Here is a 25,453-nt window from a genome sequence, read left to right as displayed (position 1 = left end):
CCCTCTGACTGGTTCCGGCATCTACGCAGCGCTATCGGTCACTGGATGCGTTGCAACTGCCCTGGCCGCCAATCAAACCGCCACACATGCGGACCCGGCGTCGGACAGCCTTCGAGCTTTGCACGCGCCCGGTCCTTCTCGAAGCAGAACGTGGAGCCCGCCGCAGCGGTGAAACGCACGATGATCTTTCCATCGACCACCTGCAGCGCGTCCAGTCGGCCAGGCACATGCTCTTCGGCATCGGTGGCATAACCGGCCGCGCGTATAGCCGCCATGTCGCTGTCATCGATGGCGTTCGCACCGGGATGCGGCACCTGACCACGGCGATCACCTCCGGAGAGCGCGGTCATCACCACCAACTCGTTGGATTGTTCAAACGTTCCGCCGGTATAGGTGGAACTGTAGACGTGGATGATCTCGGCGACACCGTCGCCATCGAGGTCCGCTACGCGGACCTGCAATGGGCGGTAATCATGCTGGATATCATCGCCGGGAATCCTCTGCAGCACCGCACGTATCGCAGTGCGCGCCTCGGAATCGGTAGGAACCTTCGACGCGGTGGCGAAGGCGCCCTCTGCGTGCGTCAGGCCCACGCCCAGCATCATCAGCGAAAAGATCTTCGACATCGTGCCACCTGCGGGTTCCGGGTCCACCGATCATGGCGGCAAGCAGGACGCGCCGCCATGGGCAGGTGCGCCGGTTACTGCTGCAACGCGCGGGACATCGAATACGGCCGTTCGGCGTCCGGTCCGGGCCATGCGGTATTCGGTTCGGCCTGCATCACGAATCGCAGCTCGCCCCCGGCGATGATCTCGTCGTGGCGCAGGAACGCACGCTGCAGCGGCTTGCCGTTGAGCGTGGCCGAGCCGATGTAGCCATGGCCTGCGGTCAGCCCTTCGGCGATGATGGTGAAGACTTTGCCATTGGGCAGGTTCAAGGTCGCCTTGGGCAGGAACGGCCGGCCGATGATGTACTCGCCACTGCCCGGTGCCACCGGATAGAACCCCAGCGCGGTGAACAGATACCACGCCGACATCTGGCCGAGGTCGTCATTGCCTGCCAGGCCGTCGGGGCGATCGGCGTACTGGGTGTCCATGATCTGCTTCAGGCGGGCCTGGGTGCGCCACGGCTGGCCGGCATGGGCGTACAGGTAGGCTACGTGGTGGCTGGGCTCGTTGCCGTGCGCATACCAGCCGATCAGCCCGGTGATGTCTTCCATGTGCTCGAACACGGCCGGGTCGACCTTGGCCTCGAACACCTGGTCCAGCCGCTTCAACAGCGCATCGCTGCCGCCGTGTGCATCGGCCATGCCCTGCACGTCCTGCGGCACGTACCAGGAATACTGCCAGGCGTTGCCTTCGGTGTAATCAGTGCCATAGCCGCTGGCCGACGGATCGAACGGGGTCCGGAAACTACCGTCGCGCTTGCGCGCGCGCATGAAGCCGGTTTCCTTGTCGAACGCATGCCGCCAGTTGCCCGCGCGCTTGCCGAACTCGGCAGCGACCTCGGTGCGACCCATCGCCTGGGCCATGCGCGCGATGGTCCAGTCGTCGAAGGCATATTCCAGCGTCTTGCTGGCGGCCTCGCCTTCCTCGTCGATCGGCACCCAGCCCAGCTCGCGATACTGCGCGATGCCGTCGTAGGGACCGTAATTGGCGGTGGCGACCATCGCCTGCAGCGCCTTGTCGGCATCGAAGCCGCGGATGCCCTTCAGGTAGGCATCGGCGATCACCGGCACGGCGTGGTAGCCGATCATGCACCAGGTTTCCTGGCCATGGAACGACCACACCGGCAGCATGCCGTAGGGGCTGTGCGCCTGGTGGGCAAGCAGGGAATTGATGAAGTCACTGTTGCGCTGCTCCGGCTGCACCAGGGTCAGCAGCGGATGCAGCGCGCGGTAGGTATCCCACAGCGAGAACGTGGAATGGTGGCGGAACCCTTCGGCACGGTGCACCGCATTGTCCGGACCACGGTACTGCCCATCCACGTCCATCGACAGGGTCGGCCCGAGCAGCGAGTGGTACAGCGCGGTGTAAGCGCTGCGGCGGTCCGGCAACGGCGCTTCGATGTCCACCACCGCAAGCGCTTCCATCCACTTCTTCTTCGCATCGGCGCGTACGCGGTCGAAGTCGAAGGCCGGCACCTCGGCATCCAGGTTGGCGATGGCACCTGCCTCGCTCACCGAGGAAATGGCCACCTTCGCCACCAGCGGACCGTCGAGCTTGCCGAAATCAAAGGTCGCCACCAGCTGGCGGCCTTCCACCTGTGCCCGCTGCAGCGGCGAGCCGTGCCCAGGCGGCGGGAAGCCCTTGTAGGCGATGTCGGTTTCGGTGTTGTGCAGCGCATGGCCGGTGGCCGGACGCGAGAAACGCATCGCGAAGTACAACTGCCGCCCCGGTGCCCAGCCCCTGGTTTCGCGGAAGCCGGTTACCGTGCCGTCCTCATGCACGCGCAGGCGCGACCACAGGATCTTGCCGGGGTAGTCGTACAGGCTGGTGCGCAGGTCCAGCAGCACCTTGGCCTGCTCCCCTGCCGGGAAGCGGTAACGGTGCACGCCGACCCGCTCGCTCGCGGTCAGCTCGGCGCGTACGCGGTAGTCGTCCAGGTTCACTGCGTAATAGCCCGGCTCCGCTCGCTCGTCCTTGTGGCTGAAGCGCGACGCATAACCGCTACGCGGCTTGTCCGGATCGCCGCGTTGCAGCCCGGGCTCGCCGGTGTAGGGCATCAACAGCACGTCGCCGAGGTCGGAATGGCCGGAGCCGGAAAAATGGGTGTGCGAGAAGCCCACGATGCTGGTGTCGTCGTGGCGGTAACCGGCGGCCCAGTCATAGGCCTTTTCGCGTGGCTGGATGCGGGTGTCCGGGCTCAGCTGCACCATGCCGAACGGGACGGTGGCACCGGGATAGGTATGCCCCTCGCCCGCCGTGCCGATGAACGGATCGACGGCAGCGAAGGCGCGCTCACCCACGCTGGCCGCGCCGGCCGCGGTTGCCGTTGGGCCCAGCAGCATGGCGGCAGCAAGAAGTATCCATCGACGCTTCGCACGGTTTGGCATGGGCGGCATTTAGATCGATTCAGGGAACTCGATCCTAGCATCGGCGCGCGCGCCGTTCATGCTGCATTGCGTTGTTGCTAGACAGCCATCGCATTCTGCAGCGGCGCAAGGTCCTGTTCCCGCAGCGGACGGACCACCCGTGCCAGCTCCTGTCCGTCACGCAGCAGGATCAGCGTTGGCCACAGCTTTACCGCAAACGAGCGCCCCAAGGGGCGCCCCTTGCCGTCCTCCACCCACAGGTGGTCCAGCGCATGACCCTGCACGAACGCCTGCACCACCGGCTTGGCGGCCTGGCAGTGACCGCACCACGTTGCACCGAATTCGAGCAGCAGCCAGCCTTCGCTGGCATCGACAGCCGATCGCAGTGGCTCCGGTTGCGGCGTTCCTGCAGGCGTTGCCATGGTTCACCCCAGTGCGCGCTGGATGTCTTCCAGCGGGGCATTGGTGAAATCCTTGGCCAGGTCGCGCACCAGCCGCGATTGCACCTCTTTGTGCAACTGCGGACGGATCCGGCCAAGCGTCTGCGGGTCGGCCACCAGCACCAGGTGGGCGTAGCGGTTGTTCAGCGCATCATCGTTCAACTGCTCGGCCAACTGCTTGGCAAACGTCGCCTCGTTGAGCTGGGCGATGCTCATGTCCTTGGGCACCGCACCGGAAGGCCCCTGGCCCGATACGCCGGCCTCGCTGACATCGCGCAGCACCAGTTCGTCCTGCTGCTTGAGCTTGAGCTCGGTCCTGCTGCCGACGTTGGTGAAAACGCGGGCCGAGCCGCCGTCGGCGACAACGATCAGGGCGCCTTCGGGGATGGGAGTGTGCTCGGTCATGGGGTTTCCTTTGTAGTTCGCTGCGGCATGAATCCCCACCGTAGAGCCTGCGATGTAAGCGTCCTGCAATGCCGGCGTGTGCGTGCCGTGCATCCTTGCGCAGAAGCCGGCCCTGCGCCGCGCCGCGCCGGGCCGAGGCGTTCAGGCCAGCCCAAGCACCGTGGGCAGGTCACTGAGCGTTTCAACCTGCCAGGTCGGCAGGGCCTCGCCGGTGAGCGCGACAGCGCCCGGATTGAACCAGCAGCTGTCGATCCCGAAGCGGTTGGCACCCAGGATGTCCGCTTCCAGCCGGTCACCGATGATGATCGTGCGCTGCGGTTGGAAAGCACGGGCCATGGCGGTGGCGTAAGCGAAGAAACGCACGTCCGGCTTGGCGTGGCCACAGGCTTCGGACGTCGCCACGAAGCTGATCAGGTCGGCCAGCCCGGATACCGCGATGCGCCGGCTCTGCACCTGCTCGATGCCGTTGGTGATGATGCCGATCTCGCCGTGCGCCGCCAGTGCTTCGCAGGCGGCACGTGCACCGTCCACCAGCACCACCGTCTGCGGCAACCACTCCAGATAGACATGGCCGGCGCGCGCCGGATCGGCGTCGATGGCATGCGCGGCGAACAGGCGCCGGAAGCGCTCGACCCTGAGGAAACCCTTGTCCACCCTTCCCTGCTCCAGCGCCTCCCACAGCACACGGTTGCACTGCTGGTAGGTGGCATACAGCGGTTCCACCGCCGCTTCGACACCGAGGCTGGACAGCGTACGGGCGAAGGAGAGCCGCTCGGATGCGCGGAAATCCAGCAGCGTGTCGTCCAGGTCGAACAGGAAAAGCCGGTGATCCATGGGCGGGGCAGTGTTGCAGGGAGGGGCTGAAGGCTAGCATTGGCGTCTGCCCCCGGCCCAGTACCGCCGCCCGCTGGCCAATGAAAACACCCCGCCGTTGCCGGCAGGGTGTCGCGCGTTGGGTGACCACGTGCGCTTGCGTGGATCAGGCGGCTTTGAGCACCTGATGATAATCGTCGTTATTGGCGATTATGGTTGTTGCGCCGATGACGTCGGTCGCCTCCCGGGCTGTCCACGCCGAATGCTCGCCACGTCGAAACCAATACAGCCCCTTCAGCTGGGAATTGGCCCCCCAATACCCAGGTGGTGGAGCTGGCGGGACTCGAACCCGCGTCCGCAACGCCTCCTCTTTGCTTCATACAGCCATACCCCGTTACCAACGACTGCGTTCCGGGAACGCCCCGTGGCGGCGGCGCAGGGGTATTTGAGCAAGGCAGGCGATGCAGCGCTTCAAGATTTCGCGCATCAGGGAATCAGGCCGTCCCGGCGTGCACCAGGCGCGCGAGCGCGCGGGCGATCCCTGCCGGTGTAGCCGGCTTCTGCAGCCGCACGAAGCGACCTGCGTCGAGCGAGGCAGCCCCTTCGTCATAGCCGGTGACCACCACGAACGGGAGCCCAGCCCGTTGCAGGGCAGCGACGACTCCGGTCTCGGCACCCTGGCCGAGGTTGATGTCGATCACCGCCGCATCCACCCCGCCGCCATCCAGCCGTTGCAGCGCGGCCTGCAGGGTCGAGCACGGTCCCTGCACCACGGCGCCTGCGCTGCGCAGCGCAGTGGCGGTGTCATGGGCGAGATAGAAATCGTCCTCCACCACCAGGACGCGATGGCCGGCCAGCAGCCCGGCATCGCCGAGGTCGACCGAACCGCCGGCAATGGCCGTACCCTGCGGCGCATCGGTCTGCAGGATGCTGTCACGATGCCGCAGCGGGAAGGAAATGCGTGCTTCGGTACCCTCGGCAGCCACCTGCAGATGGCCCTCGCCTTCCAGCTCATACGGAATCCGGTCTTCGATCAGCGAGGTGCCGAAGCCGCGGCGGGCCGGGGGCTCCCACCCAGGCCGCGCGCCATGGGTTTCGACCCAGTGCAGGTCGACCCAACGCTGCTGCTGCGGGTCCTCGCGCACCGCCCAGCTGACCTCCAGCCTGCCGTCCGGATCGCGCAGGGCACCATGGCGGAGCGCATTGGTGGCCAGTTCGTGGACGGCCAGCGACATCACCTCGGCAGCCTTCGGCGGCACCATCACGGTCGGTCCCTGCAGCACAACCCGCTGCGCGCCGCAGGAGGAAGAAGACAGCTCGTCGTTGAGCAGGCCCCACAGATCGATGCCGACGTTGCCGGCGCGGGTCAGCAGCGTCTGTGTTCGCGCCAGCGACATCACCCGGCCTGACAGCCGCTGCGCATAGTCGTCCACGCTGGTGGCCGATTCGCGGGTACGCAGGGTGATCGAGCCGATGGTGGCCATGATGTTGCGGACCCGGTGCTGCAGTTCGGCCACCAGCACCGACTGGTGTTCCGCCCAGCGTCGTTCGTCGGTGACATCGCGGGCGATTCCCGCGATCCGGGTCACCCGTCCGTGCTGGTCGAACAGGGGAAACACGGTGTCGCGCACCCAGCGGAACTGGCTGTCGTCCTCGCGCTGCACGCGGAACTCGTGGATGCGCGGCAGGCCATCGCGCACACCGGTTACCGCGTCGATGGCGGCCTGCCGGTCATCGGGCACCACCCGCGCCGCCCAGCAGCGCAGCGCGCCTGACGCCTGCCCGGCGGGCAGCCCGTAGACCGCGTCGAAGGCGGTACTCAGCAGCTCGGTGTCCAGGCTGCCGGCATCGCGGATCCACAGCGCATCGGACGACGCGGCGGCGAACTGGCGGAACCGTTCCTCGTTGGCCTGCAGTGACGCGTTCGTGCGGCGCAGCTCACGTTCGGTGCGCTCGCGCTCCACCCGCGCCACGTGCTCGGCGGTGGTGTCGAACATGGTCACCAGCACGCCCCCGATGGAGCCATCGCAGTCGCGCATCGGGCTGTAGGTGATGGTGAACCACACATCCTGCAACCGGCCGTGCCGGCGCAGCGGATAGCATTTGTCGGAAAATGTCAGGGTCTCGCCCTGCCACACCTGTTCGTACAGCGGTTCATTGATGTGCCAGACTTCCGGCCAGCATTCCGCGGTCGGCTGGCCAAGCCCGCCGGGGTGCTTGTCCGCCATGATTTCGGCATACCCGTCGTTGTAGATCTGCAGCAGGTCGGGGCCCCACAGCACGATCATCGGAAAGCCGTGCGCAGCCATCAGGTCCACGCAGGCGCGCAGGTGCGGCGGCCAGTCATCCATGCTCCCCAGCGGGGACGCAGCCCAGTCGTGGCCCTGGATGCGCTCGCGCATCCCGCCGCGGGCGCCTGTGGCCATCACGCCGGCATGATCGACCGGGCGGCCGGGCTGCGGCGCGAGGCGCGGATCAAGATGGCTGGCCATGGCCAAGTCAGCTGCTGCCGGGAACGCGGCGTGCCTGCAGTGCCTGTTCCAGAGCCTGGGTCAGGGCTTCCAGGCGATAGGGCTTGCCGCAGCGCGGAGCGTCGGCAAAGCGCTCAGGTACGTTGTCGTCGTACCCCGACGTCAGCACGAAGGGCACGTTGCCATCGCGCAGGCGGTCCGCCAGCGGATACACCAGCTCCCCGCCGAGATTGATGTCCAGCAGCGCGCCGTCCACCGGCTGCGCATCCAGCAGCGCATCGAGCGCCTTCAGGTTTCCGGCAGGACCGACCACGTCGACGTCCTTCATCTGCAGATATTCCACCAGGAACATGGCGATGTTGTATTCGTCTTCGGCGACCAGTATCCGCTTGCCCGCCAGCCCGCCATTGTCCACGTTCGTCACCGTCACACACTGCCTCCAGAAGTAGCCCCGCCACATCGCGGCGCCATGAATACAGCACGATGATGGACGCAGTGCACCGCAACGGAACGTGACGGGAAGGTTGGTTGCGCTTTGACGTGGTGGGTGGGGAGGCGGCGCGTCCACCGGATGCGCCACCCCCGCCGCCTTCAACCGCTGCTCGCCGCCAACAGGCACAGGCTGTGGCCGGGCAGTTCCCATTGCCCCTCGTCATCCTGCTGCAGTGGCAGCTCCGGCGTCTGCAGCAGCACCTTGCGGAATTCCATGCCATCCAGGGTGACCCGATATCCCTGCGGCGAGGCGCCGGTATTGATCAGCAGCGCCAGGCTGACGTTGCGGCCGGACGCGTGCACCGGCGCCGGGCTGCGACCGTCCAGCACGATGGTCAACGCCCTGCGCTCGCCGTCGTGCCAGTCGGCTTCCTGCATGCGGTGGCCTTCCGGCGTCAGCCAATGGATGTCACCGCTCTGCTGCCCGGCGTCGCGCAGGAACCGGTTGCGCCGCAGCAGTCCATAGCGGCGGCGCAGCAGCAACAGGCGCCGCACGAACGCAGCCTGCGCCTGCGCGGCCGGCTGTTCCGCGCGCTCCCAGTCGATCCAGGCCAGTTCGTTGTCCTGGCAGTACACGTTGTTGTTGCCGTGCTGGGTGTGGCCGAACTCGTCGCCCGCCAACAGCATCGGGGTGCCCTGCGAAAGCAGCAGCGTGGCGAGCAGGTTGCGCATCTGCTGCGCGCGCAGGGCCAGGATCGAGGGATCGTCGGTCTCTCCTTCCACGCCATGGTTGCTGGACAGGTTGTGGCCGTGCCCGTCGCGTCCGTCTTCACCGTTGGCCAGGTTGTGCTTGTGCTGGTAGCTCACCAGGTCGTGCAGCGTGAATCCGTCATGGGCGGTGATGAAGTTGATGCTCGCCGAGGGACGGCGCCCATGGTGGTCGAACAGGTCGGCCGACCCGGTGAAGCGTGCGGCGAAGCCGGGAAGCTGGCCACCGTCGCCCCGCCACAACGCGCGGCTGGTGTCGCGGAAACGATCATTCCACTCGGCCCAGCCCGGAGCGAAGGCGCCGAGCTGGTAACCGCCCGGGCCGATGTCCCACGGCTCGGCGATCAGCTTGACCTGGCTCAGCACCGGATCCTGGCGTACCGCGTCGAGGAAACTGCAGGACGGATCAAAGCCATGCTTCTCGCGTCCCAGGATCGTGGCGAGGTCGAAGCGGAATCCGTCCACGCGCATTTCGGTGACCCAGTAGCGCAGCGAATCCATCACCATGCGCAGCGCACCAGCGTTGGTCAGGTCGAAGGTATTGCCGGTGCCGGTGTCGTTGATGTAGTAACGCCGCTCATCGCCCAGCCGGTAGTAGCTGGTGTTGTCGATGCCCTTGAACGAAAGCGTCGGGCCCAGTTCGTTGCCTTCGGCAGTGTGGTTGTAGACCACGTCCAGGATCACTTCCAGCCCGGCATGGTGCATGCGGGCCACCATCTGCTTGAACTCCGCCACCGTACCCTGCGACAGGTAACGCGGGTGCGGTGCGAAGAAGCCGATCGAATTGTAGCCCCAGTAGTTGCGCAGGCCCTGCTCCAGCAGGTACTGGTCATCGATGAAGGCATGCACCGGCAGCAGCTCCACCGCGGTCACGCCCAGGTGCGTGAGGTGATCGACCAGCGCATCGTGGCGCAGCGCCGAGAACGTGCCCCGCTCGTCCAGCGGCACAGACGGGTGGCGCATGGTGAGTCCGCGCACGTGCGCTTCGTAGATCACCGTGCGGTCCCAGGGCGTGGCGGGCGCGCGTTCATTGCCCCAGCTGAAAGCGGGGTCGACCACCGCGCAGCGCGGCATGTAGGCGGCGCTGTCACGCCGGTCGAAACTCAGGTCGCGGTCGCGGTGGCCGATGGTGTAACCGAACAGGTGGGGCGCCCACTTGAGCTCGCCGACGATCTGCTTGGCATACGGGTCGAGCAGCAGCTTGTTCGGGTTGAAACGATGGCCCGCGTCCGGCGCATAGGGCCCGTGCACCCGATAGCCATACCGCTGGCCGGGACGGGCATCGGGCAGGTAGCCGTGCCAGATTTCGTCGGTGTACTCGGGCAACGCGATGCGTTCCTTCTCGCGCCCGCGGGCATCGAACAGGCACAGCTCCACCTTGGTGGCATGCCGCGAGTACAGGGCGAAATTGACGCCCAGTCCATCCCAGCTTGCACCCAGCGGATACGGCAGGCCTTCGCGCACGCGCGAGGTCTGTGTCCATTTACGGAGCGCCAACGGCTGCCTCCTCCGGTTGCTTGCCATGCGCGGCTTCGATATCGGCCAGCACCAGCCGTTCGGCCATCTGCCAGTGGCGTACCTGTTGGCCATCCGGGCGCCCTTCGGCCTCCCATATCTGGTGGGCCAGCGCGGCCGTACGCCGTTCGCGTTCCTCAGCGTCCATCATCCTCTCCGTTGTCCAATACCCATATCGCCAGCGGCGCCCCGTCCAGCAGCGCATCTGCCTCGATGTCAGTCCCGCCCTCGCAGCGGCGCGCGTCCAGCAGGCTGCGCCAGTGGCCCGCCGGCAGGCTGACGCGGCCGCGCCCGGTATCCTCGCGACGCAGCAGCGTGCCCGGCGCCAGGGGCGTTTCCAGCCGTGCCGACGTGTCGAGCACCAGCAGCAGCTGGTGGTCACCGACCTGTCGCGACAGTACCCACGCGCCGGCGCTGGCAGAAAGCAGCGTCAGCGAGCCATCGACGAACAGCGACGGCACCGCAGCGCGATGGCGGAGCAGGGTCGCCAGCAGCAGCGCCTTGGCACTGCCCCCGCTCCAGTCCTCCTGCAGGGCCTGCTGCCAGCCCGGCGGCGAGCCGAGCCATGCCCGCCGCTGCAGGTAGTCGACCTCGCGTCGGTTGTCCGGGTCCACCAGGCTGGTGTCCCAGCCTTCGTTGCCCTGGTACAGATCGGGCACGCCGGGGCAGCACAGCTGCAGCGCCAGCTGGACCAGCCCCAGCCGCGCGGCGTGCGGGGCGAGGGCATGGGCGAACGCGTCCAGGGCCGAGCGCAGCGACGCCGCCTGCGGGCTGCTGCCCAGCCATGCCAGCCAGTCCGAGGCCGCCTGTTCGAGCGCGTGGTCCGGATCGCTCCAGCTGCTTACCTGCTTGCCTTCGCGCAGGGCCTTCTGCAACCACCCGTCGACGCGGCCGATGAACCCGGCATCCACGCGCTCGGCCTGCAGGGGCCAGCTTGCCAGCAGCGTCTGCCACAGCATCAGGGTTTCTCCGCCCGGCAGCGGACACGGCCGACCGGCCTGCGTGGCGAGCTCGTTCCAGTGCGCCAACCGGGCTGACCAGTGCGGCAGGTTGCAACTCACCGCGGCCAGGCGACAACGCGCGTCCGGGCCGCGCTTGTGGTCGTGCGTGGCCACTGCCAGCAACGCGCGCGGCCACTGCTGCGCGCGTTGCCGTGCCCGCAGCAGGAACTCCTGCAGCGGCAGGTGCAGCCTGCCCGGGTCACTGCCGACCTCGTTGCGCGACAGCAGCCGCCCGTAGCGATAGAAGGCGGTGTCTTCAACCGCCTTGGCATTCAGCGGTGCGGTCAGCTGTTCAAACCGGGTCAGCACGGCGGGATTCCCGTGCAACCAGGCACACAGCTGCTCGAGCGCGGCGCGGTCACCGTCCCCCAGCTGGGCGGCGGCGGCATCGGCGGCACGCGCCAGCCACGCCCGATCCGCTGCCGAGCGCAGCCCATGCGTGCGGTAGACCGGGAAGTGCTGCAGCAGCGCGCGTACGGCCCGTTCCAGCATGCCGCCGGTGATCTCGGCTGCGGCGGGATCGGCCCGCCGTTGGGCATCAAGCAACCGCAGCAACCGGTCGAAGTCGCAACGCAGCGAACCCTGCAGCATCTGCAGGCGTGCCTGCTGCTGGTGCTGGTCGAAGCTGCGTGCGTCGCCGCTGGCCGACTGCCAGAGTGCGTGCAACGCAGGTCCGGCGTCGCTGTCGTGCAGCAGCGCCCCGACCTGGTCCATGAAGTCGTAGCCGGTGGTCCCGTCGCAGGCCCAGTCGGATGGAAGCGCCTCGTCATCGGCCAGGATCTTCTCTACGTGCAGGGTGATCGCCCCGGCGGGGCGACCGGATGCGCTGGCAGCCTGATCCAGGCCGCTGCGCAGCCGACCCAGGTACCCCTGCGGATCAGCCAACCCATCCACATGGTCCACGCGCAGGCCGTCGACATGTCCCTCGGCGACCAGGCGCAGCGGCAACGCGTGGACGGCGTCGAACACCTCCGGGACCTCCATGCGCAGCGCGACCAGGCCATCGATGTCGAAGAAGCGACGGTAATTGGTGCGGTCGGCGCCGGTGCGCCACCAGGCCAGACGATACGCCTGCCGCTGCAGCACATCCTGCATGCGCTGCGGGCTGCGCCGGCAACGCGCGATCCATGCAGGCCAGCTGTCCGCCTGTGCCGGATGGCTCAGCGGCGACAGCGGCAGTGCCAGATCGTGGTGGCGCAGGCAGGGCCCTTCTCCACCGATGTCCAGATCCAGCACGCCGTCCGCAAGGGCGGCAGCCAGTGGCCTGTCCAGCACGGCCAGCCACACCCTGCCGTCGCATTCCGGGGCGTCCCAGTCGATGTCGAACCACCCTGCGTGGGCGCTGCGCCGGCCATTGCGCAGCACGTCGTTCCACCACGGATTGGCGGGATGTACCGCCATGTGGTTGGGCACGATGTCCAGCAGGATGCCCATTCCATGCTGCCGGGCGGCATCGGACAGTCGATGGAAGCCTTGCTCGCCGCCCAGCTCCGGGCTGATGCGGGTGGGATCGACATTGTCATAGCCGTGCGTCGACCCCGGCACGGCGCTGGCAATCGGGGACAGGTACAGGTGGCTGATGCCCAGCCGGGCGAAGTAGTCGACCTGGGCAGCCGCCGCATCGAAATCGAAGCCGGCGTGCAGCTGCAGGCGAACGGTGGCGCGCAGCGTGGTCATGCAGTGGCTCCCTGCCTGCGCTGTGCGGCGAAGGCCGCCAGCCGTCCTTCGACTGCCGCGGCATCACCGTGCGGTGGCATCCGGCGGCACCAGTTGGGATGCGCTTCCACGGTGCCGGGCAGGTTCGGCTGTTCGATGCTCGCCGTGGCATCTTCCAGCGGCAGCAGGGCCAGTACGGAGGGTGCGCGCGCGGTGAGTGCCAGCGCATCGCGCTGCAGGTCTCCGCTGTCCACGCCTTCGGCGCGTACCCGTGCAGCCAGCTGCTGGACCTCGGCGTGGCGTTGTACCGTTTGCGTCTGGTCGGCGTCTTCGTCGTTCCAGCCCAGCCGCCTGCGCCACTGCAGGTCGCGGCCCTGCAGCCAGCCCGCCACCGGCGGCAGGTCATGGGTGGAGGACATCGCCACGGCCGATTCCCGCCACTGCGCAGTGGGCAGGAAACCCTGTTCATCGCGGTTGAAGGCGAGCACTTCCATGCCCAGCACGCCGCGCGCGGCGAGCGCATCACGGATGCCCGGCGGTACCACGCCCAGGTCTTCGCCGATCACCACGCAGTGGTTGCGCCAGGACTCAAGCACCAGCAGGTTGAGCAGGTCATCGAAGGGGTAGCGCAGATAGATGCCCTGCCCGGCACCTGCGCCGCGCGGCAACACCCACAGCCGCAGCAGCCCCAGGATATGGTCGATGCGGACTCCGCCGCGTTGCGCCATCACTGCACGCAGCAGGGTGATGAACGGCGCGTAGCCCTGGGCGCGCAGCGCGCCCGGTGCATAGCCGGTGATGCCCCACGCTTGGCCATGCGGATTGAACGCATCCGGTGGCGCGCCGAGTTCCAGGCCTTGCAGTACGGCAGCTGCGTTGTCCTGCGCCTCGACACCGGCCGGATCGAAGCCCACCGCAAGGTCGGCGATCAGGCCGATCGCCATGCCGTCCTGGCGCGCGTCGTGTTGCAGCTGGCGCCAGCTGGCCTGCGCCAACCACTGGCCAAACGCCTGCAGGGACACCGGGCTGCGCGACAACGCCGCGGTCTGGGCCGCCCATGAGGCCAACGGCGCACCACCGGCTGCCAGTTCGGATTCGATCTGGCGCCACTGTCCGGGACGATGGGTCTGCAACCAGGCCGGCAACCGGCCGATCCACTGCCACTTGGCAGCGGCCGCATCGGCCCATCGGATCTGCTCATCGGCTTCGTGCGCGGCAAGCCGCGCATCCAGTTCCGGATCCGCAGCGCGTACCGCCGCGGCGGCCTCGGGAAGCTGCTGGAGCGGGGCACCGTGCAGGGGTTCAAGCCAGCGCCGGTCGCTCGGCGAATAGGGACTGAAGCCGCTGCGGATCGGCATGCTGGCGTGGATCGGCGACAGTGCGATCGCCGTGGCCCCGTGCGCGCGCAGGCGCGGGATCCAGCCCGCGATGCCGCCGCTGTCACCGATCCCGCCGTCCCCGATTGCGGGCACGCTGTAGACCTGCGCGGCGACACCCCAGTGACGGCACCCGGTGCTTGGTCCGGGAAACCAGCTGCGCTGCGGCGCCACCGCCACAGCCTGCAGGCGCGAGCCCTGGGCCCAGTGCCAATAGCCGGGCGTCGGGGGCGCCTGCCACTGCCCTACCCCTGTCTGCCGCGCCGGTTGCGCTGTGCCATCTTCTGCAATCCAGTGCGCTTCGCCGCTGCCCGCGCCGGGCACCGACAGGGCCTGCCCAACCACGCAGGTCAGCAGAGGCGGGGCGGTGCCTGCTGCACCGACACTGTCTGCCAGCGACCTCAGCACCGCTTCGACCACGTCCGGTGCGACCTCCCGCTCGACGCCGGCCACGTCGGTCCAACGGACCTGCAGGCCGGCCTCTGCCGCGCGCAGCAGCAGCGCGTGGTGGCTGCTCATCGCGGCACCCAATGCACGCACACGCTGCCGGCGGCGATCTGCCCGGGCGCTGCGTCCTGTTGTTGCCATACCAGTGTCCCGTCGGGAAGTTCATGCCCCAGCGCAGCATCGCCGACGTTCAGCGCGACCCACCACTCGCCATCGGGCAGCTGCCAGCCCGCCTGCACGGCACCCGGCCCGAGTACGCGGGCACCCAGCGGGCGCGCATGCGCAAGCCCAGCCTGCAGATAGCGGCGGCGCAACGACAGCAGTGTGGAGAACACGGCCAGATGCCCAGCGGCCTGCGCATCGTCTGCCGCCGGCAGGGCGACACGGGACGCCTCGAAGGTGGAGCGTGCATTGGAATCGGGAATCCGCTGCCGCTGGGCCGCGTCGGCGAATGCCGCGAATCCGGCGAACTCGCGCCGCCGGCCTTCCCGCACCGCCTCGTCCAGCGGCGGCAGGTAATCGGTGAAGAACAGGAACGGTTGCCCGGCCTGCCACGGTTCACCCATGAACAGCAGCGGCACCATCGGTACCAGCAGGACCAGCGCCAGCGCGGCACGTGCGTGATCGGCGGGCACCAGCGAGACCAGTCGCTCGCCCAGCGCCCGGTTGCCTATCTGGTCATGGTTCTGGGCGAAGATCACGAAATGCTGGGGGGCAACGTCGGCGCTCGGCTCGCCACGCAGTTCGCCCTTGTGGTTGCGCTCGCCCTGCCAGGCGAAGCCTTCCGAAAGCGCCCGCGCAAGCAGCTGCGGGGCGCGCCCGGCATAGTCGGCGTAGTAGCCTTCGGACTCACCGGTGAGCATCACATGCAGTGCGTTGTGCAGGTCGTCATTCCACTGCCCCTGGTACCCCTGGCGCAGCCACGATGCCTGGTTGCGCTCGTTTTCAAGCACCAGATGCACGTGCGGCCGGTCGGCGCAGCCGGCGCGGATGGCCTGCAGCAGCTCGCCGAGGAACGCGTTCGGGGTGATCGCCTGCACCGCATCCAGCCGCAGGCCGTCAAAGCGATACTCCTGCAGCCACATCAGCGCGTTGTCGACGAAGAAGCGCTTGACCTGGGGCTGGTTGAAGTCGATGGCTTCGCCCCAGGGTGTCGGCGCCTGGTCGTTGAAGAAGGCCGAAGCGTAGCTGGCCAGCAGGTTTCCCTGCGGACCGAAATGGTTGTAGACCACGTCCAGCAGCACCGCCATGCCGTGCGCGTGGGCGGCGTCGACCAATCCCTTCAGCTCATCCGGATGCCCATACGCTTCGGCCGGTGCATACGGGAACACACCGTCATAGCCCCAGTTGCGTCGGCCGGGAAACTGCGCCACCGGCATCAGCTCCAACGCGGTGATGCCCATCGCCGCCAACGCAGGCAGCTGGGCCTTCAGGCCGGCAATGCCCCCGCTGCACCCCAGGTGCACTTCGTAGATGACCAGTTCCTGCCACGGCCGGCCTTCCCAGCACGCCTGCCACACATGGCCATCGTCGGGCAGCAGCGCGCTGGCGCCTTCCACGCCATGCGGCTGCCAGCGCGAGGCAGGATCAGGCACCTGCGCCTGGCCGTCGATCAGGAACCGGTAGGGTGTCCCGCTGCTGCCGCTGGCCTCCACGCGGAAGCAGCCGTCCTCGCCCGGCGACATCGCGCGTACTTCGCCATCCAGCACCAGCGCCACCTCACGTGCGTCGGGCGCCCACAGGCAGAAGCAGTAACGTCCGTCCCCAAGCGGCCATGCACCCAATCGCTCCTTTGCCGCTGCCGTCATGCATCCACCTGCAGGTAAAGCGTGGCCAGCGGCGGCAGGGTCAGCTGCAGCGAGTGCGGCTGACCGTGCATCGCCTGCGGCTCGGTCGCCAGCGCGCCGCCGTTGCCGACGTTGCTGCCGGCGTAGAACATGCTGTCGCTGTTGAGGACCTCCCGCCATCGCCCCGCGCGCGGAACGCCGACGCGGTAGCCATGGCGGGGCAGCGGGGTCAGGTTGCTGACCACCAGCAACGGCGGCGTCAGCCCCTGCGGATCGTGGCGCACGAAGGCGAACACACTGTTGGCGTGGTCATCGCCGATGCTCCATTCGAAGGTGCGCTCATCCTGCTCGTCACGATGCAGCGCCGGATGCCGGCGCAGCAGCTGATTCAGGTCACCGACCAACCGTGCAAGCCCCTGGTTGAGCGGGCGTGCAGCCTGCTCCCAGTCGAGCGCTTCGCCGTGGTTCCACTCGTGGCTCTGCCCGAACTCGCCGCCCATGAACAGCAGTTTGCTGCCCGGGTGCGCCCACATCAGCGCGTAATAGGCGCGCAGGTTGGCGAAGCGCTGCCAGTCATCGCCCGGCATCCGCGCCAGCAGGGCCCCTTTCCCGTGCACCACCTCATCGTGGGACAGCGGCAGCACGTAGCGTTCGGAGAACGCATACACCAGGCCGAAGGTCATCTCGCTGTGGTGATGCTGGCGGTGCACCGGATCATGCTGCATGTAGCGCAGCGAATCGTGCATCCAGCCCATGTTCCATTTATGCGTGAACCCCAGGCCGCCCTGCTCCACCGGCGCGGTGACACCGGGCCAGGCGGTGGATTCTTCGGCGATCACCATCACCTGCGGGAAACGGCCGCGCAGCGTGGCGTTCATCTGTTTCAGGAAGGCCACCGCCTGCAGGTTCTCACGCCCGCCGTGCTCGTTGGGCACCCACTCTCCGTCGCTGCGGCTGTAATCGCGGTACAGCATCGAAGCCACCGCGTCCACGCGCAACCCGTCGATGTGGAAACGCTCGATCCACTCCAGCGCACTGCCTATCAGGTAGGCCGCCACTTCATTGCGACCGTAGTTGTAGATCAGGGTGTGCCAGTCCTGGTGGAAGCCTTCCCGCGGGTCGGCGTGCTCATACAGCGCGGTGCCGTCGAAGCGCTCCAGGCCGTGTGCGTCGTTGGGGAAATGCGCACTCACCCAATCGACGATGACGCCGATTCCCGCCAGGTGGCAGCGTTCCACGAAACGCGCGAAATCATCCGGCGTGCCGTGGCGCGCGGTCGGGGCATAGATGCCGAGTGGCTGGTAGCCCCACGAACCGCCGAAGGGATGTTCGCTCACCGGCAACAGTTCGATGTGGGTGAAGCCAAGCGCCTGGACGTGCGGAATCAGCCGGTCGCCCAGCGCGTTCCAGTCCAGTTCGTGGCCTTCGCCGTCGCGTTGCCAGGAGCCGGCGTGCACCTCATAGATCGACAACGGCGCGTCCGAACAGGCACTGCGCTGCTGCATCCACTGGCCGTCCTGCCACTCGCGCTGCGCCGCGGGGGCGACCCGCGAGGCGGTGGCCGGGGGCAGCTCGGCCCAGCGCGCCATGGGGTCGGCCTTGTCGGCGAGCACCACCCCATCCGCCCCGGTAATGCGGAACTTGTAGCGCGCACCGGCGGCGATATCGGGCAGGAACAGTTCCCAGACGCCCGCATCGTGACGCAGGCGCATGGGATGGCGACGGCCGTCCCAGCTGTTGAACTCGCCCACCAGCGCGACCCGCCGCGCGTTCGGCGCCCAGACCGCAAACCGCACCCCATCGACGCCGTCGACCTGCATGGGAACCGCTCCGAGCGCGCGCATGGCTTCGCCATCACCGGCGCGCACGCCATCCAGCACGTCGTCCGGCAGCACGGGCCAGAAGCCGTAAGGATCGTCCAGCCGCTGCTCGCCGTCGGGCCAGGTAATGCGCAGGCTGGCCCGTCCAGGGCCGGCGACGGCAAGCTGGAACAGACCATCGCATGTTGCTGCCGCCGCCATGGCCCGCCCCGGGGGCTCGCCGGGCAGCCGGGCATGCACGGCAAGCGCACCGGGCAGCAGAGTCCTCAGCAGGTATCCGCCGTTGCCGTCGCCGTGCACGCCCAGCCAGGCGAAGGGATCGGCCGGTTCACCCCGCGACAGCGCCTGCAGCGCGGCCGGAAGCGTTTCTGTCACCGTCGCTTCGACAGGTTCCTGTGCGATGGCGGACTCCCGCACGCGCTCACCCTCCATCATGCGGCCACCCGTGCCTGCCGATACAGGTCGAGGTACTGGCGTCCGGCGATATCCCAGCCACTGGGCCGCAGCATCGCCGCGCGCTGCATCGAACGCAGCAGGCTGGGCATGCGGAAGGTGCGCAGTGCACGCTCAACGCAGCGGCGCATGACGTTGGCGGTGGGCTCGTTGAACAGGAACCCGGTCACCCCGTCGTCCACGGTGTCCACCAGTCCGCCAGTGGCGTGGGCGATGGGCAGGCAGCCAAAACGCTGCGCATACATCTGGCTGAGCCCACATGGCTCGAACCGCGAAGGCATCAACAGGAAATCCGCACCGGCGAACATCTGCCGCGCCAGCTGTTCGTCGAAACCGATCCAGGCACCGACCTGCCCCGGGAAGCGCCGCGCAAGCGCGCGCACCTGTTCTTCAACCTGCGGCTCGCCGCCGCCGATGACCACCAGCTGGCCACCGGCGGCGATGATCTGCGGCGCGACGTCGCAGGTGATGTCCAGCCCCTTCTGGTGCACCAGCCGGCTGACCACCGCGAACAGCGGACCGTCACTGTCGCGCAGGCCGAACGCCTGCCGCACGCTGGCCGCGTTGGCGGCGCGGCCGGCACACTGCTGCACGCTGAAGTGCGCGCTCAGATGCGCATCCGAACGCGGATCCCAGCTTGCATCGATGCCGTTGACGATGCCGCTCAGGTGCCCGCGCGCGGCGCGCCGCGCCAACAGCGCGTCCAGCCCGCAGCCGTCGGCCGGCGCGGTGATCTGCTCGGCGTAGTGCAGGCTCACCGTGTTCAAGCGCGTGGCATTGACGATGCCGGCCTGCAGGAAGGACATGTGTCCAAAGAAATGCATTTCCTCCAGGTGTTCGGCCGGGATCCCCAGCGCCTCTGCAAGCGCATACGGGAACAGTCCCTGGTAGGCGAGGTTGTGGATGGTCAACAAGGTGGCCACTTCGGTGCCGTCCCAGCGCACGTAGGCAGCCGCCAGCGCGGTGGGCCAGTCGTTGAGGTGCAGCAGCCCCGGGGCCCAGTCCATCCCGGTGCGGCCGGCGGCGATTTCCGCCGCTGCGTGCGAGAGCGTCGCAAAGCGGATCGCGTTGTCCTTCCATTCCTTGCCTGCGGCGTCCACGTAGGGCGACCCTTCGCGATCGAACAACGGGCCGTTCAACAGGACATAGATCGGCAACCCGTCGCTCTGCAGTGCACGCCCGATGCGGCAGGCCGGCAGGTGGCCCCGCGGCGCCACGCTGCCGACCACTTCGATCGAACGCAGGCGTGACAGGACTTCCGGATAGCCGGGAATCAGCACCCTGACATCACAGGCGCTGCGCAGTGCGCGCGGCAACGAGGCGGCGACATCACCCAGGCCACCGGCCTTGATGAAATCCGCCATCTCCGACACCACGAAAAGCACCGGCTCGCCGCGGTCCATCGAGGCCAGGGTGGGGACGAACCTACCGCGCACATCGCGCCGGCGCAGGCGCTGGCTCGCCTTGCGCGCGACAGGTGACGGCGACGGACGACTGAATGGGGCAATGGTGTTCATCAGGTAGCTCGAAGGGCGTGCAGAATGGCGTGCCCAGCCGCCAGGAAGCAGCGGGGCCTAAAGGGAAAGTCGGCGCGGGCGTGGGGGACGCTGGCGAAGCTCTTGCAGTGAATCTATACCTGCGATCAATCAAACCTTCGTGAAATCGCTGCGTTGTCTTTGTGACATCGCGTGATGTGCGACGAACATCGCCGCATGAGCCGATCGTCTGAACAGCTTCAGCGGCCAGTATCGCCACGTCCCGCGCGCCGACAGCGCCGTAGTGCGCGGCGATGCATCCGCGCACCGATTGGCTGAAGATTTCAGATTCGCGCGTCGTGTGCACCGCGCAGCGGGTCGTGTGCGCGGCGATTTCCGCGAACCGCGCGGCCCCGCGCGTTACCGCACCGGCGGCTCTGAGCGGTGGTGAAGCACGCGTCCGCCGGCCGCTGCCGGACGGCCGTCAAGCAGATGCAGGACCTGCTCACCGAACACGGCCACATCCTCTGGATCGTGGCTTATCAGCAACAGCGGCACGCCGGCCTGGTCGAGCACGGCCTGCAGTTCGATGCGCAGGTGCGCACGCAGATCGTGGTCCAATGCAGCGAAGGGTTCATCCAGCAACAGCGCACGGGGACGCGTCACCAGCGCCCTGGCAAGCGCGACGCGCTGCCGTTGTCCGCCTGAAATCTGCGACGGCAGCAGGTCACCCAGGCGGTCGATGCGCAGCACGCGCAGCCAGTGCTCGACCTCGGCATGGCGACTGCCACGCCGTGCGTTCCACCATCCGCGCTGCACGCCGAAGGCCACGTTCTGGCGCACGCTGAGGTGCGGGAACAGCGCGTAATCCTGGAACACGTAACCCAGCCGCCGAGCGCGTGCGGGCAGGCAGATCCCGGCATCGGAATCGAACAGCACCTGGCCGTCGAGCACGATGCGACCGGCATCAGGCGTGAGCAACCCGGCGACTGCTTTCAGGGTAAGGCTCTTGCCCGCCCCGGAGGGACCGAACAGCACCACGCGACGCGGCGTGCACTGCAGGTGCACCTGCAGACGGAAATGTTCGCCCGAGGCATGCAGGTGGCGCTGGATGTCCGCGTCAAGCCACATCGCGGACCTCCCGGCGCCGTCCACCGACCAGCCGGGCCGCCATCAGCAGGACCACGACGCACACCCCCGAGGTCAGCAGCACCAAGGCATTGGCGCGTCCGTCCTGGCCGGACTGCACCGCTTCGTAGATCGCGATGGACAGGGTCTGGGTGCGGCCCGGAATGCTGCCGGCCACCATCAGCGTGGCACCGAATTCGCCCATCGCGCGGGCGAAGGCCAGCAACAGACCCGCCAGGATGCCGCGCCAGGCCAGTGGCAGGGTGATGCGGAAGAACACTGCCGCTTCGCTGGCGCCCAGCGTGCGCGCCGCCTGCTCCAGTTGCCCGTCCACGCCCTCGAAGGCCGCGCGTGCCGGCTTGAACACCAGCGGCAGGGCCGCGACCGCCGCGGCGATCACGGCCGCCTGCCAGGTGAACACCAGGTTGATGCCGAAGCTGGACTGCAGCCACCCACCGAGCGGGCCGTTGCGCCCGATCAGCACCAGCAGGTAGTAGCCGAGCACGGTCGGCGGCAGCACCATCGGCAGGGTCAGCAGTGTGTCCAGCAGTTCGCGCCCGGGGAAGCGGCGGCGCGCCAGCAGCCAGCCGAGCGCCACGCCCAGCAGCAGGTTGATCGCGGTGGCCCAGCCGGCCACCTTCAGCGACAACCCGAGTGCGCTCCAGTCAAGGTCCATCGATCAGGGTGCACTGAAGCCGTGCCGGCGCAGGATCGCCTGGCCTGCTGCCGACTGCACGAAGGCGACGAAGCGCTGCGCTTCGCGCGCCCTGGCGCTGTGCGAGGCCACGGCCAGCGGATAGGTGATGCCAGCGCTGACCGGGACCTGGAACGCACGTTTGACACGGCCTGGCATCGCCCGCGCGTCGGTGGCATAGACGAAACCCGCGTCCACCTCGCCGCGCGCCACGTAGTCCAGCGACTGGCGCACGTTCTGGGTGGTGATCGCCTTGGGCTGCACGGCCGTCCACAGAGCGGCCGACTGCAGCGCGGCGCGTGCATAGCGCCCCACCGGCACGCTGTCCGGGTTGCCGATGGCGACCCGCGTGACCGCCGGTTGCGCAAGTGACTGCAACGCGGTCAGGCGCAGGCGGCTGTCCGGCGGCACGATCACCCACAGCGCATTGCGCGCGAAGACCTGGCGGCTGGCCGGGTCCACGTGCCCGCCCTTCACCGCCTGGTCCATGGTCGCTTCATCAGCCGACGCCAGCACGTCCACCGGGGCACCGCGCGCGATCTGCTGCAGCAACACGCCGGAGGCGGCGAAGTTCAGGTCGACCCGGGTGCCTGGATGTGCCTTCTGGTACGCGGTTGCGATGTCGCGGAAGCTTTCGGTCAGGCTCGAGGCGGCCGACACGGTCAGCTCGGCGGCCCTGGCCAGCGGGGATACGCCGAGCAGCAGCGCGGCGGCGAGCAGGCATTTCATCACGCAGGCCTCGCTGGCGGCTCGGCGGCGTGACGCCCCGGAAGCGGCGCATCGCACAGCGAACAGCCTTCGCTCCAGACACTGTCGCCATCCTGGTAATGCTCCTGTTTCCAGATCGGACTGCGGTGCTTGACCGCTTCGATCAGGGCGCGGCAGGCCTTGAAGGCCTCGTCGCGGTGTGGCGTTCCGGCGGCCACCACCACCGCCGTGTCACCGACCGCCAGGCGGCCCTTGGCATGTGCCACGTAGAGTTTCACCCGCGGCCCGAACTGGCCGCGCACCTCATCGACCAGTCGTTCGAACTCGGCCATGACCAGCGGGTCGAACAGATCGTAGGTGATGCCCAGCACGGCGCGTCCCTGGTTGAGGTCGCGTACCTTGCCGATGAACACATCGATGCCGCCGAAGCCGGGATCGGACACGAAGGCGATCGCCGCGGCCACGTCGATGGCCGCGCTGGCGCGGTCGACGATCATCCACTGATCCTGCCCTGGCATGCTCATCCTCCACTTACCGGCGGCAGGATCGCCACGCGCCCGTCATCGGGCAGCGCGTCATCGTCACGCAACACCCGCTGCTGGTCGGAGAACGCGGAGTACTCCAGCAATCCGGCGCGGAACGCGGGCCAGCGCAGCGGCAGCAGCGCTTGCAGCGCCGCGCGCAGGTCCGCCACCCGGCCGCCGGCCACATCCACGGCGATTTCGCGCCCGGGATCCAGTTCGGAAAACGCGCCGAACAACTGCACCGTCACCTGCCTCATGCCTGATCCTCTCCATTCAACTGCAGGGGCGTCGCGTGGCCCCAGCCCACCACCTGCACCTGGCTTCCCGCCGGGGCCCGATCGCCTGCTTCATCCAGCACCGCCCAGGCGTTGGCCTGCAGCGATGACTTCAGGCGGAACGATTCCTGCCCGGCCAACACGCGCACGCCCAGCTGCCCACTGGCATCGATCTCAACCCGCGCACGCGCATGGAAGCGCAGGCCTTCCGGTTTCTCCGCAGCGGCCAGCAGCGGCAACTGCAAGGGAACCTCCGCGGGCAGGCCGAGCATGCCGCGCAACAACGGTTCAACGAAGAAGCGCTGGCCGACCGCGGTCGATACCGGGTTGCCCGGCAGGCCGAAGTACAACGCGCCGCAGGGCAGGCGTGCGAACAATACCGGCTTGCCCGGACGGATCGCCACCTTGTGGAACAGGATCTGCGCCCCGCGCGCCTGCAACGCGGCAGGAATGAAATCGTAGCGGCCGGCAGACACCGCACCGGTACTCACCACCACGTGTGCGCCAGCCGCGAGCGCCCGGTCCAGCGCCGCATCAAAGGCGGCCACCTCGTCACCCACCAGCGCATCGGCAACCACCTGTGCACCAGCCGACTGCAGCCGGGCGACCAGCGCGGGCCGGCTGCTGTCACGGATCTGTCCGGACTGCAGTGCCTGGCCGGCCTGGCTGACCAGTTCCTTGCCGGTGGCGATCACGGCGGCACGCGGACGCACCCTGACCCTCACCTGCCCCGCGCCGATGGCATGCAGCAGGCTCAGCGCATTGAGGTCAAGGCACTCGCCTTCCGCCAGCACCTGCTCGCCGGACTGCACATCCTGGCCGCGCAGGCGCACGAACTGCCGCGGCGCCACGTCGGCGCGCAGGCGCACGCGCAGCGGGCGTCCGCCTTCGCTGCGCAGGACATCCACCTGTTCCACCGGCACCACGCTGTCCAGGCCATCCGGAAGCCGTGCACCGGTCATGATTTCGCAGGCGCCGCCGCCCGCGGCGCTCGCCGCATCGCCCGCCGCCTGCCACCCCGATACCTCGAATTCGCTACCAGCCATGGCGGTTGATCCGTCCAGGCGCAGCGCGAAGCCATCCATCGCCGAATTGTCGAACGGAGGAACGCACTGCGGACTGCAGACAGGCGCGGACAGCGTACGACCGCACGCCTGGTCCAGCGCGACCGGCTCGTCCGGCAACAACGGCGCTGCGTCCATCACGATGCGCAGCGCCTCGGCATAGGCGATCACGCGTGCCCCCTGCCCGCCGCCATCGCCAGGGCATGGCCCAGCAACGGCGCCAGCATCTCCAGGCACTGGGCGGCGGCACGCGGGCTGCCTGGCAGCGCGAACACCAGCATGCCGTCCAGCTGCACCACCTCGGCGCGGCTGAGCCAGGCCATCGGCGTGTGCTGGGCACTGAGCGCGCGCAGCATCTGCGCCAGCCCATCGACCCGTCGCCCGCCCAGCGACTGCAGCGCTTCCGGCGTCTGGTCGCGCGGCCCCAGGCCGGTGCCGCCGGTGCACAGGCACAGCTGCACGCCCTCGGCCGCCAGCGCGCGCAGGCGCGAAGCAAGCGGCTCGATGCCATCAGCCAGCACCTCCGCGAACGCGACCTCCGCGCCCAACGCCTGCAGGCCCTGCACCAGCACCGGCCCGGAACGATCCTCATAGCGGCCATCACTGGCACGATCACTCAGCGTCAGCACCGCACTGCGCGCGCCCTGCAGCTGCAGCGGCGGACGCGGGGCGAAGCGTTCGGTTTCCTGCGCATCCATGCCCTGCGGATGGACCCATACCCCGCGCTTGCCCCCCTCCTTGAACAGCAGCCGCACGCCACTGATCTCCAGCGCCGGTTCCACTGGTTTGGTCAGGTCGTACAGCGTCAGAAGCGCCGCGTTGACCCCCGCCAACGCTTCCATCTCCACACCGGTACGGGCCTCGCTGGCGCACTCGCACCATACGCGGATGGCGTGCCGTCCGGGCACCGGCGCACAGTGCACGCGCACCAGTTCCAGCGGCAGCGGGTGGCACAGCGGCATGAGTGCCGATGCCATCTTGGCGCCCTGCAGCCCGGCGATCTCAGCCATCACCAGCGCGTCGCCCTTGGGCAGGCGGCGCTCGACGATCATCGGATACGCCAGTGGGCCGGCCAGCAGCTCGCCCACCGCCACCGCGCGACGTCGGGTGATCCGTTTGTCACGCACATCGGCCATGTGGAAGGCCGCGCTCATCTCACCACTCATG

21 protein-coding genes are annotated in these 25,453 nt (G+C 68.3%); all 21 read right to left on the bottom strand.

Annotated elements, in window-relative coordinates; translation table 11 throughout:
* Positions 1-38 precede the first annotated feature (38 nt).
* Positions 39-626 (bottom strand): hypothetical protein, encoded by a 588-nt coding sequence (locus ABE522_RS04110; protein ID WP_346590617.1) that lies wholly within the window; start codon positions 624-626, stop codon positions 39-41.
* A 74-nt stretch (positions 627-700) separates the two neighbouring features.
* Positions 701-3,055, bottom strand: a complete 2,355-nt coding sequence (locus ABE522_RS04105) for a GH92 family glycosyl hydrolase (protein ID WP_346590616.1) — start codon at positions 3,053-3,055, stop codon at positions 701-703.
* A gap of 77 nt (positions 3,056-3,132) precedes the next feature.
* Positions 3,133-3,456 (bottom strand): thioredoxin family protein, encoded by a 324-nt coding sequence (locus ABE522_RS04100; RefSeq protein WP_346590615.1) that lies wholly within the window; start codon positions 3,454-3,456, stop codon positions 3,133-3,135.
* A 3-nt stretch (positions 3,457-3,459) separates the two neighbouring features.
* Entirely contained in the window at positions 3,460-3,879 is a 420-nt protein-coding gene (locus ABE522_RS04095) for a host attachment family protein (protein WP_346590614.1), read from the bottom strand.
* Between the two features lie 141 nt (positions 3,880-4,020).
* The gene (locus tag ABE522_RS04090) at positions 4,021-4,713 is read right to left on the bottom strand and encodes a YjjG family noncanonical pyrimidine nucleotidase (RefSeq protein ID WP_346590613.1); all 693 of its coding nucleotides are present in this window, start codon (positions 4,711-4,713) and stop codon (positions 4,021-4,023) included.
* A gap of 473 nt (positions 4,714-5,186) precedes the next feature.
* The gene (locus ABE522_RS04085; RefSeq protein ID WP_346590612.1) at positions 5,187-7,184 is read right to left on the bottom strand and encodes an HWE histidine kinase domain-containing protein; all 1,998 of its coding nucleotides are present in this window, start codon (positions 7,182-7,184) and stop codon (positions 5,187-5,189) included.
* 7 nt (positions 7,185-7,191) lie between these two features.
* Positions 7,192-7,593 carry a response regulator gene (locus ABE522_RS04080; protein ID WP_346590611.1) on the bottom strand — a complete coding sequence of 134 codons (402 nt, stop codon included), beginning with the start codon at positions 7,591-7,593 and terminating at the stop codon, positions 7,192-7,194.
* Positions 7,594-7,754: 161 nt separating this feature from the next.
* Positions 7,755-9,860 carry a glycogen debranching protein GlgX gene (glgX, locus tag ABE522_RS04075; RefSeq protein WP_346590610.1) on the bottom strand — a complete coding sequence of 702 codons (2,106 nt, stop codon included), beginning with the start codon at positions 9,858-9,860 and terminating at the stop codon, positions 7,755-7,757.
* Complete coding sequence (locus ABE522_RS04070) at positions 9,847-10,026, bottom strand: DUF2934 domain-containing protein (RefSeq protein WP_346590609.1); 180 nt, start codon at positions 10,024-10,026, stop codon at positions 9,847-9,849. The genes glgX and ABE522_RS04070 overlap by 14 nt, the downstream gene beginning before the upstream one ends.
* Positions 10,016-12,556, bottom strand: coding sequence for a malto-oligosyltrehalose synthase (treY, locus tag ABE522_RS04065; RefSeq protein ID WP_346590608.1), 2,541 nt, complete (start codon positions 12,554-12,556; stop codon positions 10,016-10,018). The genes ABE522_RS04070 and treY overlap by 11 nt, the downstream gene beginning before the upstream one ends.
* Positions 12,553-14,430 (bottom strand): 4-alpha-glucanotransferase, encoded by a 1,878-nt coding sequence (locus tag ABE522_RS04060; RefSeq protein ID WP_346590607.1) that lies wholly within the window; start codon positions 14,428-14,430, stop codon positions 12,553-12,555. The genes treY and ABE522_RS04060 overlap by 4 nt, the downstream gene beginning before the upstream one ends.
* Positions 14,427-16,166 (bottom strand): malto-oligosyltrehalose trehalohydrolase, encoded by a 1,740-nt coding sequence (gene treZ / locus ABE522_RS04055; protein WP_346590606.1) that lies wholly within the window; start codon positions 16,164-16,166, stop codon positions 14,427-14,429. Before treZ ends, ABE522_RS04060 begins: the two co-directional genes overlap by 4 nt.
* Positions 16,163-18,400 (bottom strand): 1,4-alpha-glucan branching protein GlgB, encoded by a 2,238-nt coding sequence (gene glgB, locus ABE522_RS04050; protein ID WP_346590605.1) that lies wholly within the window; start codon positions 18,398-18,400, stop codon positions 16,163-16,165. Before glgB ends, treZ begins: the two co-directional genes overlap by 4 nt.
* Positions 18,397-19,935: a glycogen synthase GlgA gene (gene glgA / locus ABE522_RS04045; protein ID WP_346590604.1), complete on the bottom strand. Its 1,539-nt coding sequence runs from the start codon at positions 19,933-19,935 to the stop codon at positions 18,397-18,399. The genes glgB and glgA overlap by 4 nt, the downstream gene beginning before the upstream one ends.
* Positions 19,936-20,313: 378 nt before the next feature.
* Complete coding sequence (locus ABE522_RS04040) at positions 20,314-21,024, bottom strand: ATP-binding cassette domain-containing protein (RefSeq protein ID WP_346590603.1); 711 nt, start codon at positions 21,022-21,024, stop codon at positions 20,314-20,316.
* Positions 21,014-21,697, bottom strand: a complete 684-nt coding sequence (gene modB / locus ABE522_RS04035) for a molybdate ABC transporter permease subunit (RefSeq protein WP_346590602.1) — start codon at positions 21,695-21,697, stop codon at positions 21,014-21,016. Before modB ends, ABE522_RS04040 begins: the two co-directional genes overlap by 11 nt.
* Positions 21,698-21,700: 3 nt before the next feature.
* Entirely contained in the window at positions 21,701-22,444 is a 744-nt protein-coding gene (gene modA, locus ABE522_RS04030; RefSeq protein ID WP_346590601.1) for a molybdate ABC transporter substrate-binding protein, read from the bottom strand.
* Positions 22,444-22,941 (bottom strand): molybdenum cofactor biosynthesis protein MoaE, encoded by a 498-nt coding sequence (locus ABE522_RS04025; protein WP_346590600.1) that lies wholly within the window; start codon positions 22,939-22,941, stop codon positions 22,444-22,446. Before ABE522_RS04025 ends, modA begins: the two co-directional genes overlap by 1 nt.
* A 2-nt stretch (positions 22,942-22,943) precedes the next feature.
* Entirely contained in the window at positions 22,944-23,204 is a 261-nt protein-coding gene (locus ABE522_RS04020) for a MoaD/ThiS family protein (RefSeq protein ID WP_346590599.1), read from the bottom strand.
* Positions 23,201-24,457 (bottom strand): molybdopterin molybdotransferase MoeA, encoded by a 1,257-nt coding sequence (locus ABE522_RS04015; RefSeq protein WP_346590598.1) that lies wholly within the window; start codon positions 24,455-24,457, stop codon positions 23,201-23,203. Before ABE522_RS04015 ends, ABE522_RS04020 begins: the two co-directional genes overlap by 4 nt.
* Positions 24,454-25,452: a bifunctional molybdenum cofactor biosynthesis protein MoaC/MoaB gene (gene moaCB / locus ABE522_RS04010; RefSeq protein ID WP_346590597.1), complete on the bottom strand. Its 999-nt coding sequence runs from the start codon at positions 25,450-25,452 to the stop codon at positions 24,454-24,456. Before moaCB ends, ABE522_RS04015 begins: the two co-directional genes overlap by 4 nt.
* Position 25,453: the final 1 nt, after the last annotated feature.

The organism is Stenotrophomonas lacuserhaii (genome assembly GCF_039674585.1).
GTDB classification, from domain to species: Bacteria; Pseudomonadota; Gammaproteobacteria; order Xanthomonadales; family Xanthomonadaceae; genus Stenotrophomonas; species Stenotrophomonas pennii_A.
This window is presented reverse-complemented; position numbering and strand designations above follow the sequence as displayed.